We start from the raw sequence: 16,967 nt of genomic DNA, 5'->3' as shown, positions 1-16,967 counted from the left end.
CAAAGTTTTGAATGTAATGCAATACATAAAGATAATGCACCACTCACAAACTAGTCTATGAATATAAAAAACCACAGCCAACCCGAGGTCGATAAAGCCAAAACGTGAACCGTTCAACAAAATAGAACAAATACTCATCCCTATTATAGAGCAGCGTTATTTTTGCAATTTATTCATCCGTAAAAATCGCAAATTTCACTATCAACCCCGCTGTTTTGCGCTTTCCACTTAGATGCAGAGTCCAATACCGGCTTTAGGGTGTCATTTCAGCCCAAATCATAGATAATTGGTTCTATAAACGAACGATAGATGGTAGGAACCCCAGTGCTTAAAGCGATTTTTTTTGATATGGACGAGACGTTATGCGGTACTTCACAGGCCGACAAAGTTGCAGGGCAACAGTTTGCAGATTGGATCCAAGCAACCTACCCAGCACTCACCGCACCAGATGCGTTCTTACACCGTTACCTACAAGGTGTGTACAAAAAGCTTAACGCAGAGTTTCCCCAACTGGTGGCCTTACTTCCGGATGAAAACGCTTTTCGCTGTGGCTTAATTCAAACGATTTTGGCTGAACACGGTATCGATATCAATACTGAACACGCACAGCAAGCACAGAACTATTTTGACGCGGCACGCATGAGTGCGTTTACTTTTTTCCCCGGTGTCAAAGAGATGCTCGCCGATCTGCGTCAACACTACACTCTGGTAGTGATCACAAATGGTCCCGTCTTTTCTCAACACCCAAAACTGGCAGCAACAAAGATGAGCGATTGGGTCGATCATATTATTGTCGGTGGGGAAGAGCCTGAAGAAAAACCGGCAGCAAGTATCTTTGAAAAAGCGCTGAGCTTAGCGGATGTCACTCCAGAAGAAGCCTTACACATTGGAGACTCACTCACAGCAGATATCGCGGGTGCAAACAATATGGGTATTTTGAGCGTTTGGGTAAACCCAACCGCGACTAACAATCCAACCGATATCAAACCAGATTACGAAGTGAGAGACACTCTCGAGTTGAAAGAAATCCTTAAAACGCTAGCAGAGTAAGCGGAATTTAAGGTCCTAGGGTCCTAGGGTCCTAGGGTCCTAGGGTCCTAGAAGGGATTATTGATGGTGCGGATATAATCTCAAAATGACGGATTACGGATTACGGATTACGGATTACGGATTACGGATTACGGATTACGGATTACGGATTATTTTCGACCGATCCAACTCAATATCAAATACTTCTGTATTCTGTAATAAGTATTCCAAAACAACACATATAAAGATCACGTTTCACACTGTGCTTCCAGCACACTCGCCTAGGACCTTTAAACGCAAAAAAGCCCCGACATTTCTGTCGAGGCTTTAAATGGTGGTCGGTGAAGAGGGATTCGAACCCCCGACCCTCTGGTCCCAAACCAGATGCGCTACCAAGCTGCGCTATTCACCGATCGTGTATTCTTTAAAGAAAGAATGGGGTGGCTAACGAGACTTGAACTCGCGACAACCGGAATCACAATCCGGGGCTCTACCAACTGAGCTATAGCCACCATCAAATTGTCATGTTTACCGCTTAATAATAAGCCATAAACCAATAATAGTGGTCGGTGAAGAGGGATTCGAACCCCCGACCCTCTGGTCCCAAACCAGATGCGCTACCAAGCTGCGCTATTCACCGACTAAGTTTTATCCTGACTTAAATCAAGATAGGAAGCAATGCTACCTTGTTCTCTCTAAAAAAGAAAGAATGGGGTGGCTAACGAGACTTGAACTCGCGACAACCGGAATCACAATCCGGGGCTCTACCAACTGAGCTATAGCCACCACTGATTTTACCGACTAGATCCCTCCGGGAATAATGGCGCGCCCGAAAGGATTCGAACCTTCGACCTTTGGCTCCGGAGGCCAACGCTCTATCCAGCTGAGCTACGGGCGCATGCCCTATCGGCGGAGTGGAATAATACGGATATCACACTATGCCGTCTAGTGTTTTTTTAACTTTTTTTATCGTTTGGTCTCTTTTTCGACAGTTCTCTGCCTTTAAACTGAAGGTTAGATGTGATTCACGCCCTGTCATGGATAACTTGTTGTTTATTGCAACAAGTTCTCGGGATATAATCACTCATTATTTACATTGATTTAACAGCTGCAACTAGGTTGTCTAATCATTCTATGCCATGGAGACACTTATAACCTTGTTCTCCACTCGGCACTAATACTCTAACTATATAAATAGGTAAGTCACTTACCTCGGGAATGTGAAGTGGGTTTAATGGATATGTCTCGACAAATGATTAGCGTTTTGTTCGCTGCCTTAACGTTTTCTTCGGCAGCGCTAGCTTCCGGCATCAGCCAAACTGATTACGATGCGATTGCAGAGCGCATCAAACCTGTCGGTGATGTGTACCTAGCAGGTGCCGAGCCAGTTAAAGAAGAGCCGACGGGGCCACGTGATGGCGCGGCAGTTTACGGTACGTTCTGTATTGCGTGTCACGCTTCTGGTGTGAGTGGTGCACCTAAGGTTGGCAACGCCGATGACTGGGCGCCTCGTATCGCTCAAGGTAAAGATGTCTTGCTCAAGCATGCACTTGAAGGCTTTAACGCAATGCCAGCGAAAGGGACATGTATGGATTGTTCTGATGATGAGATAGCTGCAGCCATCGACCATATGACTGAAGGCCTATAAACGGCGAGCTTTATTATTAAAGTCCCTATTTGAACAACAAGTAGGCTTGCTAATGATGAGTAAGCCTACTTGTTGTTACTTCCTAAACAGGTTGTTACTTCTTAAACATGGCACGAAGGTTAGCAATGTGAGCTTGCCCTTTCGCCATGCGCTCTTCTTGCGTAACGGGCTTTTTGTTCACTTCCCACTCAACATCATCAAAAGGTAACTCATCAAGAAAACGGCTTTGGGTCGGTTTAATTAGCTCACCAAACTGTCGACGTTCTTTACACATCGTGAAGGTCAACTCCCGTTGAGCTCGTGTTATACCTACGTACATCAAGCGACGCTCTTCTTCGACGTTATCTTCATCAATGCTTGTTTGGTGTGGCAATATCCCTTCTTCCGATCCAATCAGGTAGACATAAGGAAATTCCAAACCTTTCGATGCGTGCAAAGTCATGAGTTGAACAGCATCGCTGTCCTCATCTTCTTCGCCACGCTCCATCATGTCGCGCAAAGTTAGGCGCTGAACCACTTCTTTCAAAGTTTTTTCTTCTTGATCATAATTGTCGCCTTCCAAATCAGCGACTATCCAAGAATACAGATCAGACACATTTTTCATACGCATTTCGGCCGCTTTGGGACTCGTCGACGTTTCATATAACCAGTCTTCGTAGTTGATATCCCGAACCAACGAGCGGACCGCCGTTACGGTATCGCCGCGTTCCGCTTGATCAGCAATCGCCACTAACCATTGCGTAAAACGACGCAGATTTTCTAATCCACGCCCAGTTAAGTGCTGCTCTAACCCAATCTCAAAGCTCGCTTCAAATAAGCTTTTGCCTCGCATATTGGCGTAACTACCCAACTTCTCTAATGTGACCGGGCCAATTTCACGTCGCGGCGTGTTGACGATGCGCAAAAATGCATTGTCGTCATCTGGATTAACCAGTACTCGAAGATACGCCATGATGTCTTTGATTTCAGCACGTGCAAAAAAGGAAGTGCCTCCAGATATTTTATAAGGCACACGGTTTTGTATTAAGGACTTTTCAATCAAACGAGACTGATGGTTACCACGATATAAAATCGCATAAGCTCGATAGTCAGTACGGTTCAGAAATTTGTGCGCGATCAATTCACCGGTAATTCGCTCGGCTTCATGTTCTTCATTCTTCGCCAACAGTACTTTCAGCTTCTCACCATCCGGAATTTCAGAGAATAGTGACTTCTCATACACGTGTGGGTTGTTGGCTATCAATATGTTTGCCGCACGAAGAATACGGCTTGTCGAACGATAATTCTGTTCAAGTTTAATTAAACGCAGATTTGGATAATCTTCTCCAAGCAATACTAAGTTCTGTGGTTTGGCGCCGCGCCATGAGTAGATAGATTGGTCATCATCACCAACCACCGTCAAACGACCTCGTTCCCCCACGAGCAGTTTGACTAACTCGTATTGACTGGTGTTGGTGTCTTGGTATTCATCCACTAATAGATAACGAATTCGACTCTGCCAACGCTGCCTTACCTCTTCGTTGTTACGCAGCAACAATACGGGCATGAGAATGAGGTCATCAAAGTCGAGCGCGTTGTAAGCTTTCATCTGCTTTTGGTACATATCAAAGCAGAAAGCAAATAACTGTTGCTGTTCACCTTGTGCTCGCGCTTTCGCTTGCTCTGGGGTCAACATGTCATTTTTCCAATTGGAGATACAACTAAGCAGTTGGCGTAACAGATCTTTATCACCATCAAGCTGCTTTTCGGTTAACTCTTTCAACAGCGCCAGTTGGTCCTGGTCATCAAATAGAGAAAATCCCGCTTTCAATCCAAGCTGTTTGTACTCACGCTTGATGATATTTAACCCCAATGTATGGAATGTAGACACCATCAAACCTTTGGATTCTGCTTTGCCCAACGTTTGTCCAACACGCTCTTTCATTTCACGTGCCGCTTTATTAGTAAACGTTACCGCAGCGATATTACGAGCTTTGTAGCCACATTGCTGAACCAAATAAGCGATTTTATTGGTAATCACACGTGTTTTGCCTGAGCCAGCCCCCGCCAACACTAGACAGGGACCTGACACGTATTTTACGGCTTCATCTTGATTGGGGTTCAGCTTCATAAAAGTTCTCTGCGGATGAAATATATGCCGCCTATGATAAAGGGGTGGACTGATGAATGCTACGGTGTTTTTTAGCGGTAAATTTTACGCAGACAATAAAAACATTTTGTTGCACATCAACCTATATCTTAAGTTATAATGAATGAACGTTCATTCATTTGAGGTGGAATTATGAGCACTCCCCCTACCGGGGATAAACGGGAACAGATCCTCACAGCTACGGAAAAGCTCATTGCTGAATCAGGTTTTCAAGGTCTTTCGATGCAAAAGCTCGCCAATGAGGCAGGGGTCGCAGCAGGGACAATCTACCGTTATTTCGCAGACAAAGAGATCCTTCTAGAGGAAGTGCGTCTCCATGTTGCTAAACGAATCGCCACTGCTATGCAAGCTGGAGTTAGTGATGAAATGCCCTTGAAAGAGCGTTATAGAACAATGTGGCTTAATGTCTGGCACTTTACAGCTTCAAACTTATGCACCATCAGTAATCGAGCTCAATATCAATCTTTACCCCGGGCCGAAACTATCGAGACACAGAAAATCGAACGACAATTGTTTGCTCAAGTCGATCGTTTTTTTGACCAAGGGAAAGAACAAGACATTTTTAAACCTCTCGACAATGATGTCCTTGCTGGATTGAGTTTTGAAGCATGTTCAGCATTGGCTAGAAGACACGCATTTGGATTTTACCACCTGGATGATGACGCCTTAGAGGCTGCCATTGAGGCCAGTTGGGATGCAATTATTAAACACTAATTTGGAGTTCTTAATAGAATGAAAAAGTGGACTTTTTTCATGTTACTTATCGCCGTTCTTTTGTTCGGCAGCGTGATAGGTTTCAATGTCTTTAAGCAACAGAAGATTGCTGAATACATGGCAAACCGCCCAGAGCCTGAATTCCCTGTGACCGTTACGGAAGTACAAGCGGTTGATTGGGTACCAGTCATAGAAGCAATCGGCTTCATCGAACCAAACCAAGGGGTTACCGTTGCCAATGAAACCACCGGTGTTATCGACAGCATCGCTTTCGAATCTGGCGCACAAGTTAAAGCTGGCCAACCTCTCGTTTTGCTTGATTCTGATGTCGAAAAAGCAAATTTGAAGAGCTCACAAGCGAGGCTCCCAGCAGCTGCAGCAAAATACAAACGCTATCAAGGGTTATTCAAGAAAGGCTCTATTTCTAAAGAAGCGTATGATGAAGCAGAAGCGAACTACTTCTCTTTACAAGCAGATATTGAAAGCTTGAAAGCAACCATCGACCGACGTGCAATTAAAGCGCCGTTTGATGGCGTAGTAGGTATCCGTAATGTTTATCTAGGTCAGTATTTACAGGCAGGTACTGATATTGTTCGCCTTGAAGATACAAGCGTGATGCGCTTGCGCTTTACTGTACCGCAAACAGATATTTCTCGTATCAATATTGACCAAGAAGTGGATATTTTTGTTGATGCTTACCCAGATCAGCCTTTCAAAGGATCTATTTCCGCCATTGAGCCTGCGGTTAATGTACAAAGTGGTTTAATCCAGGTTCAGGCCGATATTCCGAATAGTGATGGCAAACTGCGTAGCGGTATGTTCGCACGTGCAAACATCATTCTGCCTAAATTAGAAAACCAGGTAACTCTACCTCAAACTGCGATCACGTTTACGCTATACGGCGACAATGTTTATATCGTAACGGAAGAAGATGGTGAGAAACGCGTTAAACAGCATGTGGTGAAAGTAGGCGAACGCTCTAAAGATATCGCCCACATTCTCGAAGGCGTGAAGCCAGGGGATATTGTGGTGACATCCGGGCAAGTTCGTTTAAGCAACCACGCGAAAGTGAGCATTGTTGAAAGCGATGCAACAACCCCACCTGCTGAAACACCAATGCTTTAAGCTGGAGGCATCATGCGCTTTACAGATGTTTTTATAAAACGTCCAGTTTTGGCGGTATCGATCAGCTTTTTGATTGCATTGCTTGGTTTGCAAGCCGTGTTCAAAATGCAAGTTCGTGAATACCCTGAAATGACCAATACGGTGGTTACCGTTACCACCAGTTACTACGGTGCAAGTGCCAACTTGATCCAAGGCTTTATTACTCAGCCATTGGAGCAAGCAGTTGCTCAAGCCGATAATATTGACTATATGACCTCGCAATCGGTGTTAGGTAAATCAACGATTACCGTCAACATGAAGTTGAATACCGACCCGAACGCAGCATTGGCTGATATTTTAGCGAAAACGAACTCGGTACGTTCCCAGCTGCCAAAAGAATCCGAAGACCCGACCGTAACGATGTCGACGGGCTCGACAACCGCAGTATTGTACATTGGTTTTACCAGTGACGAGTTATCTTCCAGCCAGATCACCGACTATCTTGAACGTGTAATTAACCCACAGTTTTTCACTGTAAACGGTGTCTCAAAAGTTGACCTTTATGGTGGTATGAAATATGCGCTGCGCGTATGGCTAGATCCAGCCAAAATGGGCGCTTTGAAGCTGACAGCAACGGACGTCATGAGCGTTCTAAATGCTAACAACTACCAATCCGCGACAGGCCAAGCCATTGGCGAGTTCGTACTCTATAATGGTAGTGCAGATACTCAGGTATCAAACGTTGCTGAACTTGAAGCATTGGTCGTGAAAACGGGTGAAGGGGACGTGGTTCGCTTAGGTGATATCGCTAAGGTAACTCTTGAGAAGAGTCACGACGTTTACCGTGCAAGTGCAAACGGCCAAGAAGCAGTAGTTGCAGCGATCAACGCTGCACCAAGTGCTAACCCAATCAACATCGCAGCCGATGTACTTGAACTGCTGCCTCAGCTTGAGCGCAACCTACCAAGCAACATTAAAATGAATGTGCTGTACGACTCCACTATTGCAATCAACGAATCTATTCACGAAGTTGTGAAAACCATTGTTGAAGCAGCTCTGATCGTACTTGTGGTGATCACTTTGTTCCTTGGTTCGTTCCGTGCGGTACTCATTCCCATCGTGACTATTCCACTTTCTTTGATTGGTGTGGCGATGGTTATGCAAGCGATGGGCTTTTCATGGAACTTAATGACTCTGCTGGCGATGGTACTTGCTATTGGTCTGGTGGTAGATGACGCGATCGTGGTGCTAGAAAACGTGGATCGGCACATCAAAGAAGGGGAGTCACCATTCCGCGCAGCAATCATTGGTACACGTGAAATTGCAGTACCGGTTATCGCAATGACATTAACCTTGGGGGCGGTATACGCGCCAATCGCACTGATGGGTGGTATCACTGGTTCATTGTTCAAGGAGTTTGCTTTAACGTTAGCTGGTTCGGTGTTTGTATCAGGCATCATCGCTTTAACACTATCACCAATGATGTGTTCAAAGATGTTGAAAGCCAACGAGCAACCAAACAAGTTTGAGCAAAAAGTACATCACATACTCGATGGAATGACTAACCGCTATGAGAAAATGCTCGCAGCGGTCATGGCTCACCGTCCAGTTGTCATTGCATTTGCGATAATTGTGTTTGCGAGCTTACCAATGCTGTTCAAGTTTATTCCTAGCGAACTGGCTCCGTCTGAAGACAAAGGCGTCGTTGTACTGATGGGTACAGCACCATCAAATGCTAACTTGGACTATATCCAAAATACCATGGATGACGTGAACAAGATTCTGTCTGATCAGCCAGAAGTGGAGTACGCGCAGGTATTTAACGGTATACCAAACTCAAACCAAGCATTTGGTCTAGCAACATTAAAACCATGGAGTGAACGAGAAGCGAGCCAATCTGAAGTGACTAAGCGTGTTGGTGGGCTAGTTTCAAGTGTTCCAGGTATGTCTGTCACTGCATTCCAAATGCCTGAACTACCTGGTGCAGGCTCAGGTCTGCCTGTTCAGTTTGTCATTACAACACCAAATAGCTTCGAGAGCTTGTTTACCATTGCTAGTGATATTCTGACAGATGTTGCAAGTAGTCCGATGTTTGTCTATTCGGATCTGGATCTGAACTACGATTCAGCAACCATGAAGATCAAGATAGATAAAGATAAAGCAGGCGCTTATGGCGTGACCATGCAAGATATTGGTATCACTCTCAGCACCATGATGGCGGACGGTTATGTTAACCGTATCGATCTGAATGGCCGTTCATACGAAGTGATCCCACAAGTTGAACGTAAATGGCGTTTAAACCCAGAATCAATGAATAACTACTACGTACGTTCTGTTGATGGTAAAGCCGTACCACTGGGTAGTTTAATCACCATTGATGTCGTAGCAGAGCCGCGCTCTTTACCACACTTCAACCAGCTAAACTCAGCGACTGTGGGTGCGGTTCCATCGCCTGGTATTGCAATGGGTGATGCTATTAACTGGTTTGAAGATATCGCACAAAACAAACTACCCGCAGGCTACAACCACGATTACATGGGTGAGTCTCGTCAGTTTGTAACTGAAGGCAGTGCGTTATACGCAACATTTGGTCTTGCACTGGCGATCATCTTCCTGGTTCTAGCGATTCAGTTTGAGTCACTCCGCGACCCTATCGTCATTATGGTATCTGTACCGCTAGCAATATGTGGTGCCTTGATCGCGTTAGCATGGGGCACAGCTTCGATGAACATCTACTCGCAGGTTGGATTGATCACGCTGGTCGGCTTGATTACCAAGCACGGGATCTTGATCTGTGAAGTGGCTAAAGAAGAACAGTTACATAATAGTTTGGGTAAAACAGAAGCAGTAATGGAAGCAGCAAAAGTTCGTCTTCGTCCAATTCTAATGACAACTGCAGCGATGATTGCGGGCCTAATACCACTGATGTATGCCACTGGTGCAGGGGCTGCACAGCGTTTCAGTATTGGTATTGTCATTGTTTCTGGTCTAGCTATCGGTACATTATTCACATTGTTTGTACTGCCAGTCATCTACAGTTACCTAGCTGAGAAGCATAAACCTCTGCCAGTGTTTGTAGAAGACAAAGACCTGGAGAAGTTGGCGCGAGTTGATGAAGCGAGAGCGGCGCAACGAGGCCTTACTGACCACCATTAATCACCTATAACTAAAAAGGCCACTTCGGTGGCCTTTTTTATTGCCTTATGTTTGCTGTACTTGTCTCGATTTTTTGCTCTCTAACTAGCGACTTTCCCGTATCAATTACTTAAAATGAGGACAAATCATAAGGAGTTTTCACCACTATGTTTGACCCAAAGAAATTAGAGCAAATCGCTAAACAAATTCACGAGTCAATGCCACAACCAGTAAAAGAGCTCGGTGCAGACGTTGACCAAAAAGTTCGACAAGTCATTCAAGGCCAGCTCAATAAACTTGATGTAGTAAGCCGAGAAGAGTTTGATGTTCAAACTCAGGTTCTGCTTCGCACTCGCCAGAAGCTCACTGAGATGGAACAGAAATTAGCCGAGCTAGAAGCCAAGTTAGCAGATAAGTAACCAGAAAACGCTTCCAAATAGGGAAGCGTTTTTATTGAAATCAAACATAGGCGCTATCGCTAATTCCATGGTCTATATAGAAGATAACAAAAAAGGCTTGGTCAACGGCGACCAAGCCTTTTTATTAGATGTTGTGTTTTGTATTTTAACCCCAGTCTGACTGAGGATTTTTTAGTGCTTCAATACTGTAAAATTTAATATCGAAGAGGAAACACAGCGTTTACATAAGCAAATAAGTATTTCCGGCAAAGAAATTAAGCTCTACAGCAAAGAAGTTTAGCCACCTACCGCGATACGCTTCATATCAGTCATGTATCCGCGAAGCTCTTCACCGATGTACTCTACAGGGTGATTACGGATTTTCTCATTCACTGCGATCAGCGTGGCGTTGTCAACTTGGTTTGATGTTTCACCCAAACCTTTACCGATAACATCTGTACCTACTGAAGGCATGAATTTCTCACGCAATAGTGGCGTTGCAACGTTGGCAAATAAGTAGTTGCCGTACTCTGCTGTATCCGAAATAACAACGTTCATTTCGTATAGGCGCTTACGTGCGATAGTGTTCGCGATAAGTGGTAGCTCATGTAGAGATTCGTAGTAAGCAGACTCATCAATAATGCCTGACGCCGTCATTGCTTCAAACGCAAGCTCAACGCCCGCACGAACCATAGCAATCATCAGAATACCGTTGTCGAAGTACTCTTGCTCAGAGATTTCAACGTCTGTTTCTGGGTAGTTTTCAAACGCAGTTTGACCTGTTTCTTCACGCCAACCTAGTAGGTTCACATCATCATTTGCCCAGTCAGCCATCATGGTGCTAGAGAACTCGCCTTCGATGATGTCATCCATGTGCTTGTTGTAAAGCGGGCGCATTAGCTCTTTTAGCTCTTCAGAAAGCTCAAAAGCTTTGATTTTAGCTGGGTTAGATAGGCGATCCATCATGTGTGTAATGCCACCAAACTTCAGTGCTTCCGTGACAGTCTCCCAACCGTACTGAAGTAGCTTACCTGCATAACCAGGGTCAATGCCTTCCGCAACCATCTTTTCGTAACATACGATTGAACCAGCTTGCAACATACCACAAAGGATTGTTTGCTCACCCATTAGGTCTGATTTTACTTCCGCAACGAAAGAAGACTCCAAGCAGCCAGCACGGTGGCCACCTGTCGCTGCAGCCCATGCTTTCGCGATATCCCAGCCTTCACCTTTTGGATCATTTTCAGGGTGAACAGCAATCAGTGTTGGAACACCAAAACCACGTTTGTATTCTTCACGAACTTCTGTACCAGGGCACTTAGGCGCTACCATCACAACCGTAAGGTCTTTACGGATCTGCATGCCTTCTTCAACAACGTTGAAACCGTGTGAATAACCTAGAGCTGCACCTTCTTTCATTAGTGGCATTACCGTCTCTACAACATTGGAGTGTTGTTTGTCAGGTGTAAGGTTTACAACGAGATCTGCTTGGGGAATTAGCGTTTCGTAGCTACCTACTTCAAAACCGTTGTCTTTGGCATTTTTAAATGATTGACGCTGTTCATCGATAGCTGCTTGACGAAGTGCATACGCTACATCCAAACCAGAATCACGCATGTTAAGACCTTGGTTAAGGCCTTGAGCACCGCAACCAACGATGACTACCTTCTTGCCTTTTAGGTAATCTGCTTCTGAAGCAAATTCACTGCGATCCATAAAACGACAACGACCAAGTTGGTCCAATTGCTCACGCAAGTTTAGGGTATTGAAATAATTAGCCATCATGGCGCTCCTTTACTATTCTTCCTAAGAGGTCGGCACTTATCTTACCGAATACGTTCATACTAAAGCAGACAGACCATTGCTCAAAGTGATATATTCACAATTACTTATTGCACTTTTTGCAACATGGGAATTGCATCTTCAATGAACATTAAAAGCTTACAATTTTTTATTCACCTGTGTGACAGTAAAAGCTTTGTCAAAACCGCATCTGCGATGCACATCAGTCCGTCTGCGCTAAGTCGACAAATACAGAAATTAGAAGAAGAAACAAATCAGCACCTCTTTGTTCGCGATAACCGCAGTGTTGAATTAACGATTCAAGGTAAAAAACTTGTACCTGTTGCTCTCAAAATTTTAGGGGAGTGGCAGCAATACCAAAGCCATCTCAAAGGCACAGAAGGAGAGCTTAAAGGAGAAATTCGCTTCTTCTGTTCTGTGACCGCCAGTTACAGCCACCTTCCTGAACTCATTTCAGATTTCCGCTTACAGCACCCTTTCATTGAGTTCAAACTCTCTACTGGGGATCCTGCGCAAGCTATCGATAAGATTTTGGCCGATGAAGCTGATATTGCTATTTCAGCGATGCCTGAGCAACTGCCAACAAATATCGCCTTTGAGTTGATTAGTGAAGTACCACTTTCTGTTATCGCCCCCGTGGGGATAAGCACATTTGCTGAAGAACTACAAAAAGAAACTCCGGATTGGTCTGCAATTCCTTTTATTCTACCTGAAGCTGGGACTGCTAGAGAAAGAGCCGATATTTGGTTGAAGCAAATGAAAATTAAGCCCAATATTTACGCACAAACCTCAGGACACGAAGCGATTGTCAGCATGGTGGCGCTAGGTTGTGGTGTTGGAATTGCTCCAGACGTCGTAATTAGCAACAGCCCGGTAAGAGAGAAAATAAACCGTTTAAAAGTCTTACCAATTAAACCATTCGAATTAGGTGTCTGCTGTACCAAAAGTCAATTAAATAACCCATTAGTAAAAGCATTTTGGGAAGTAGCGGAGAGCAAATTCATAGCGCCCTGATCGGGCAGCTATACTACCTACCCTCAGGTAGTTTTTCTAACGAAAAATGCAAAAAAGCCCGCTCAAAGAGCGGGCTTTTTCAACTATTGTCTTCAGATTGTCTAAATCTAAAAACTGAAATTTAAAGCCTGGCGATGTCCTACTCTCACATGGGGAAACCCCACACTACCATCGGCGCTATTTTGTTTCACTTCTGAGTTCGGAATGGAGTCAGGTGGGTCCAAAACGCTATGGTCGCCAAGCAAATTCGGTTTAAACTCACTGCTTAAGCAAGTTTAATAATCTGGAAAGCTGTTTTGTATTTCTCGTTATCACACATTCAATGTTCTTTCATTGAGTCCATCAAAACCCCTTGGGTGTTGTATGGTTAAGCCTCACGGGCAATTAGTATCAGTTAGCTCAACGCCTCACAACGCTTACACACCTGACCTATCAACGTCGTAGTCTACGACAACCCTTTAGGATACTTAAAGTATCAGGGAGAACTCATCTCAAGGCTCGCTTCCCGCTTAGATGCTTTCAGCGGTTATCAATTCCGAACTTAGCTACCGGGCAATGCGTCTGGCGACACAACCCGAACACCAGAGGTTCGTCCACTCCGGTCCTCTCGTACTAGGAGCAGCCCCTTTCAATTCTCCAACGCCCACGGCAGATAGGGACCGAACTGTCTCACGACGTTCTAAACCCAGCTCGCGTACCACTTTAAATGGCGAACAGCCATACCCTTGGGACCGACTTCAGCCCCAGGATGTGATGAGCCGACATCGAGGTGCCAAACACCGCCGTCGATATGAACTCTTGGGCGGTATCAGCCTGTTATCCCCGGAGTACCTTTTATCCGTTGAGCGATGGCCCTTCCATTCAGAACCACCGGATCACTATGACCTGCTTTCGCACCTGCTCGAATTGTCATTCTCGCAGTCAAGCGGGCTTATGCCATTGCACTAACCTCACGATGTCCAACCGTGATTAGCCCACCTTCGTGCTCCTCCGTTACTCTTTGGGAGGAGACCGCCCCAGTCAAACTACCCACCAGGCACTGTCCTCATCCCCGATAAGGGGACCAAGTTAGAACATCAACACTACAAGGGTGGTATTTCAAGGTCGGCTCCACCAACACTGGCGTGCTGGTTTCAAAGCCTCCCACCTATCCTACACATGTAGGGTCAATGTTCAGTGCCAAGCTGTAGTAAAGGTTCACGGGGTCTTTCCGTCTAGCCGCGGGTACACTGCATCTTCACAGCGATTTCAATTTCACTGAGTCTCGGGTGGAGACAGCGTGGCCATCATTACGCCATTCGTGCAGGTCGGAACTTACCCGACAAGGAATTTCGCTACCTTAGGACCGTTATAGTTACGGCCGCCGTTTACCGGGGCTTCGATCAAGAGCTTCGACCGAAGTCTAACCCCATCAATTAACCTTCCGGCACCGGGCAGGCGTCACACCGTATACGTCATCTTACGATTTTGCACAGTGCTGTGTTTTTAATAAACAGTTGCAGCCACCTGGTATCTGCGACTCCTAGTAGCTCCATCCGCAAGGGACTTCACCGCCAGGAGCGTACCTTCTCCCGAAGTTACGGTACCATTTTGCCTAGTTCCTTCACCCGAGTTCTCTCAAGCGCCTTGGTATTCTCTACCCGACCACCTGTGTCGGTTTGGGGTACGATTCCAACTTATCTGAAGCTTAGAGGCTTTTCCTGGAAGCATGGCATCAATGACTTCACATCCGTAGATGCTCGACGTCGTGTCTCAGCCTTAAAAAGAGCCGGATTTACCTAACTCTTAAGCCTACGCACTTGAACCTGGACAACCGTCGCCAGGCCCACCTAGCCTTCTCCGTCCCCCCATCGCAATAAGTTGAAGTACGGGAATATTAACCCGTTTCCCATCGACTACGCCTTTCGGCCTCGCCTTAGGGGTCGACTTACCCTGCCCCGATTAACGTTGGACAGGAACCCTTGGTCTTCCGGCGAGGGGGTTTTTCACCCCCTTTATCGTTACTCATGTCAGCATTCGCACTTCTGATACGTCCAGCATGCGTTACCACACACCTTCAACCGCTTACAGAACGCTCCCCTACCCAATGTGCAAAAGCACATTGCCGCAGCTTCGGTTTACTACTTAGCCCCGTTACATCTTCCGCGCAGGCCGACTCGACCAGTGAGCTATTACGCTTTCTTTAAATGATGGCTGCTTCTAAGCCAACATCCTGGCTGTCTGAGCCTTCCCACATCGTTTCCCACTTAGTAGTAATTTGGGACCTTAGCTGGCGGTCTGGGTTGTTTCCCTCTCCACGACGGACGTTAGCACCCGCCGTGTGTCTCCCGGATAGTACTTACTGGTATTCGGAGTTTGCAAAGGGTTGGTAAGTCGGGATGACCCCCTAGCCTTAACAGTGCTCTACCCCCAGTAGTATTCGTCCGAGGCGCTACCTAAATAGCTTTCGGGGAGAACCAGCTATCTCCAGGTTTGATTGGCCTTTCACCCCTAGCCACAAGTCATCCGCTAATTTTTCAACATTAGTCGGTTCGGTCCTCCAGTTGATGTTACTCAACCTTCAACCTGCCCATGGCTAGATCACCTGGTTTCGGGTCTATATCCAGAGACTGAACGCCCAGTTAAGACTCGGTTTCCCTACGGCTCCCCTAGATGGTTAACCTTGCCACTGAATATAAGTCGCTGACCCATTATACAAAAGGTACGCAGTCACACCACAAAGGTGCTCCTACTGCTTGTACGTACACGGTTTCAGGTTCTATTTCACTCCCCTCACAGGGGTTCTTTTCGCCTTTCCCTCACGGTACTGGTTCACTATCGGTCAGTCAGTAGTATTTAGCCTTGGAGGATGGTCCCCCCATATTCAGACAGGATATCACGTGTCCCGCCCTACTCGATTTCACTGAATGTGCGTTGTCAACTACGGGGCTATCACCCTGTATCGCCGGACTTTCCAGACCGTTCGTCTAACGCATATAAAGCTTAAGGGCTAGTCCAATTTCGCTCGCCGCTACTTTCGGAATCTCGGTTGATTTCTTTTCCTCGGGGTACTTAGATGTTTCAGTTCCCCCGGTTCGCCTCGCTGCGCTATGTATTCACGCAGCGATACTAGCTTGTGCTAGTGGGTTTCCCCATTCGGAAATCCCAGACTCAAGTGGCTTTTACTGCCTAATCTGGGCTTATCGCAAGTTAATACGTCCTTCATCGCCTCTGACTGCCAAGGCATCCACCGTGTACGCTTAGTCACTTAACCATACAACCCGAAGAAGTTTCGAATTGACGTTAAACAACCAAAGTTGTCTCTCATTATTTGAATGAGCGAGAGACATTTCGATTTTGCCGGACTCAAATATGAACAACATCTAGAGATGTTGTTCCCAAGAACACTTGAATGTGTTTTTAGTTGTATTCCCTTAGGAATACTTTGAGAACTTTACAAACAACAATAAATTGTTGTTTTGTCAGCTTTCCAAATTGTTAAAGAGCTATGTTTCTTCACAAGGAAGTACATTTTCTAAAGACTTTCAGCCGCGCCGCACAGGCGTCAAAAATGCCAACCAGTATCAATAAATTGTTCTGGTTTGGACGTTTTATTCCAAAAATACTTAGAGAATGGTGGGCGATACCGGGCTCGAACCAGTGACCCCCTGCTTGTAAGGCAGGTGCTCTCCCAACTGAGCTAATCGCCCACATTATTTTCTTACCGAAACGCAAGCATTTCCGTGGAAGGAAATGGTGGGTCGTGCAGGATTCGAACCTGCGACCAATTGATTAAAAGTCAACTGCTCTACCAACTGAGCTAACGACCCAATGGTATCCCGTAGGGGAGTCGAACCCCTGTTACCGCCGTGAAAGGGCGGTGTCCTAGGCCTCTAGACGAACGGGACACTAAGTCGAACATCTTGGGGGATGTTCTTTCTCTTAAACTTTATAAACCGTATCAATCTGTGTGGACACTCATCACGATAATCAT

Annotated in this window: 9 protein-coding genes, 8 tRNA genes and 2 rRNA genes; 7 read left to right on the top strand and 12 right to left on the bottom strand. The window is 45.7% G+C overall.

Annotated features, from left to right (window positions below; translation table 11 throughout):
- Positions 1-324: 324 nt before the first annotated feature.
- Positions 325-1,050 carry an HAD family hydrolase gene (locus tag ONE56_RS00200; protein ID WP_423840031.1) on the top strand — a complete coding sequence of 242 codons (726 nt, stop codon included), beginning with the start codon at positions 325-327 and terminating at the stop codon, positions 1,048-1,050.
- A gap of 314 nt (positions 1,051-1,364) precedes the next feature.
- Here ONE56_RS00200 and ONE56_RS00195 read toward each other — a convergent pair.
- The 5 genes from ONE56_RS00195 to ONE56_RS00175 all read right to left on the bottom strand — a co-directional run bounded on the left by ONE56_RS00195 (position 1,365) and on the right by ONE56_RS00175 (position 1,927).
- Positions 1,365-1,441: transfer RNA gene (locus tag ONE56_RS00195), tRNA-Pro, on the bottom strand.
- Between the two features lie 24 nt (positions 1,442-1,465).
- Positions 1,466-1,541 (bottom strand) — tRNA-His (locus ONE56_RS00190).
- 51 nt (positions 1,542-1,592) lie between these two features.
- A tRNA-Pro gene (locus ONE56_RS00185) sits at positions 1,593-1,669 on the bottom strand.
- Between the two features lie 70 nt (positions 1,670-1,739).
- Positions 1,740-1,815 (bottom strand) — tRNA-His (locus ONE56_RS00180).
- Positions 1,816-1,850: 35 nt separating this feature from the next.
- Positions 1,851-1,927, bottom strand: a tRNA-Arg gene (locus ONE56_RS00175).
- Positions 1,928-2,263: 336 nt separating this feature from the next.
- On the opposite strand from ONE56_RS00175, the gene ONE56_RS00170 reads away from it, so the two are divergent.
- Positions 2,264-2,677 (top strand): c-type cytochrome, encoded by a 414-nt coding sequence (locus ONE56_RS00170; protein ID WP_041156085.1) that lies wholly within the window; start codon positions 2,264-2,266, stop codon positions 2,675-2,677.
- Between the two features lie 94 nt (positions 2,678-2,771).
- Here the strand turns inward: ONE56_RS00170 and rep are convergent, their stop codons facing one another.
- Complete coding sequence (gene rep, locus ONE56_RS00165; protein ID WP_423840030.1) at positions 2,772-4,787, bottom strand: DNA helicase Rep; 2,016 nt, start codon at positions 4,785-4,787, stop codon at positions 2,772-2,774.
- 171 nt (positions 4,788-4,958) lie between these two features.
- Between rep and ONE56_RS00160 the strand changes: the two genes are divergently transcribed.
- The 4 genes from ONE56_RS00160 (at position 4,959) to ubiK (ending at position 10,198) form a co-directional block, all read left to right on the top strand.
- Positions 4,959-5,540, top strand: coding sequence for a TetR/AcrR family transcriptional regulator (locus tag ONE56_RS00160; protein ID WP_423840029.1), 582 nt, complete (start codon positions 4,959-4,961; stop codon positions 5,538-5,540).
- 18 nt (positions 5,541-5,558) lie between these two features.
- Entirely contained in the window at positions 5,559-6,665 is a 1,107-nt protein-coding gene (vmeC, locus tag ONE56_RS00155) for a multidrug efflux RND transporter periplasmic adaptor subunit VmeC (protein WP_423840028.1), read from the top strand.
- A gap of 12 nt (positions 6,666-6,677) precedes the next feature.
- Complete coding sequence (vmeD, locus tag ONE56_RS00150; RefSeq protein ID WP_423840027.1) at positions 6,678-9,800, top strand: multidrug efflux RND transporter permease subunit VmeD; 3,123 nt, start codon at positions 6,678-6,680, stop codon at positions 9,798-9,800.
- Between the two features lie 146 nt (positions 9,801-9,946).
- Entirely contained in the window at positions 9,947-10,198 is a 252-nt protein-coding gene (ubiK, locus tag ONE56_RS00145) for a ubiquinone biosynthesis accessory factor UbiK (RefSeq protein ID WP_041156090.1), read from the top strand.
- A 276-nt stretch (positions 10,199-10,474) separates the two neighbouring features.
- On the opposite strand, the gene ilvC is transcribed toward ubiK, so the two are convergent.
- Positions 10,475-11,959: a ketol-acid reductoisomerase gene (gene ilvC, locus ONE56_RS00140; RefSeq protein WP_041156091.1), complete on the bottom strand. Its 1,485-nt coding sequence runs from the start codon at positions 11,957-11,959 to the stop codon at positions 10,475-10,477.
- 144 nt (positions 11,960-12,103) lie between these two features.
- Here ilvC and ilvY point away from each other — a divergent pair, with 144 nt between their 5' ends.
- A complete protein-coding gene (gene ilvY / locus ONE56_RS00135; protein ID WP_331437312.1) occupies positions 12,104-12,994 on the top strand; it encodes an HTH-type transcriptional activator IlvY in 891 nt (296 codons plus the stop codon).
- A 126-nt stretch (positions 12,995-13,120) separates the two neighbouring features.
- Here the strand turns inward: ilvY and rrf are convergent.
- The 5 genes from rrf to ONE56_RS00110 all read right to left on the bottom strand — a co-directional run bounded on the left by rrf (position 13,121) and on the right by ONE56_RS00110 (position 16,881).
- Positions 13,121-13,236: ribosomal RNA gene (rrf, locus tag ONE56_RS00130) — 5S ribosomal RNA — on the bottom strand.
- A 121-nt stretch (positions 13,237-13,357) separates the two neighbouring features.
- Positions 13,358-16,247: ribosomal RNA gene (locus ONE56_RS00125) — 23S ribosomal RNA — on the bottom strand.
- A gap of 360 nt (positions 16,248-16,607) precedes the next feature.
- Positions 16,608-16,683 (bottom strand) — tRNA-Val (locus ONE56_RS00120).
- 44 nt (positions 16,684-16,727) lie between these two features.
- Positions 16,728-16,803, bottom strand: a tRNA-Lys gene (locus ONE56_RS00115).
- Between the two features lie 2 nt (positions 16,804-16,805).
- Positions 16,806-16,881, bottom strand: a tRNA-Glu gene (locus ONE56_RS00110).
- Between the last annotated feature and the right edge of the window lie 86 nt (positions 16,882-16,967).

The sequence above is a fragment of the Vibrio mytili genome, from assembly GCF_049563345.1.
Lineage (GTDB): Bacteria > Pseudomonadota > Gammaproteobacteria > Enterobacterales > Vibrionaceae > Vibrio > Vibrio mytili.
Note: the sequence above shows the minus strand (reverse complement) of the source record. Positions and strands in the feature narration are given on the sequence as shown.

What these genes read in the sequence shown, in the direction of transcription:
- ONE56_RS00170 (WP_041156085.1), top strand. Translation starts at nt 2,264, where the DNA reads ATGGATATGTCTCGACAAATGATTAGCGTTTTGTTCGCTGCCTTAACG.
- rep (WP_423840030.1), bottom strand. Translation starts at nt 4,787, where the DNA reads ATGAAGCTGAACCCCAATCAAGATGAAGCCGTAAAATACGTGTCAGGT.
- ONE56_RS00160 (WP_423840029.1), top strand. Translation starts at nt 4,959, where the DNA reads ATGAGCACTCCCCCTACCGGGGATAAACGGGAACAGATCCTCACAGCT.
- vmeC (WP_423840028.1), top strand. Translation starts at nt 5,559, where the DNA reads ATGAAAAAGTGGACTTTTTTCATGTTACTTATCGCCGTTCTTTTGTTC.
- vmeD (WP_423840027.1), top strand. Translation starts at nt 6,678, where the DNA reads ATGCGCTTTACAGATGTTTTTATAAAACGTCCAGTTTTGGCGGTATCG.
- ubiK (WP_041156090.1), top strand. Translation starts at nt 9,947, where the DNA reads ATGTTTGACCCAAAGAAATTAGAGCAAATCGCTAAACAAATTCACGAG.
- ilvC (WP_041156091.1), bottom strand. Translation starts at nt 11,959, where the DNA reads ATGGCTAATTATTTCAATACCCTAAACTTGCGTGAGCAATTGGACCAA.
- ilvY (WP_331437312.1), top strand. Translation starts at nt 12,104, where the DNA reads ATGAACATTAAAAGCTTACAATTTTTTATTCACCTGTGTGACAGTAAA.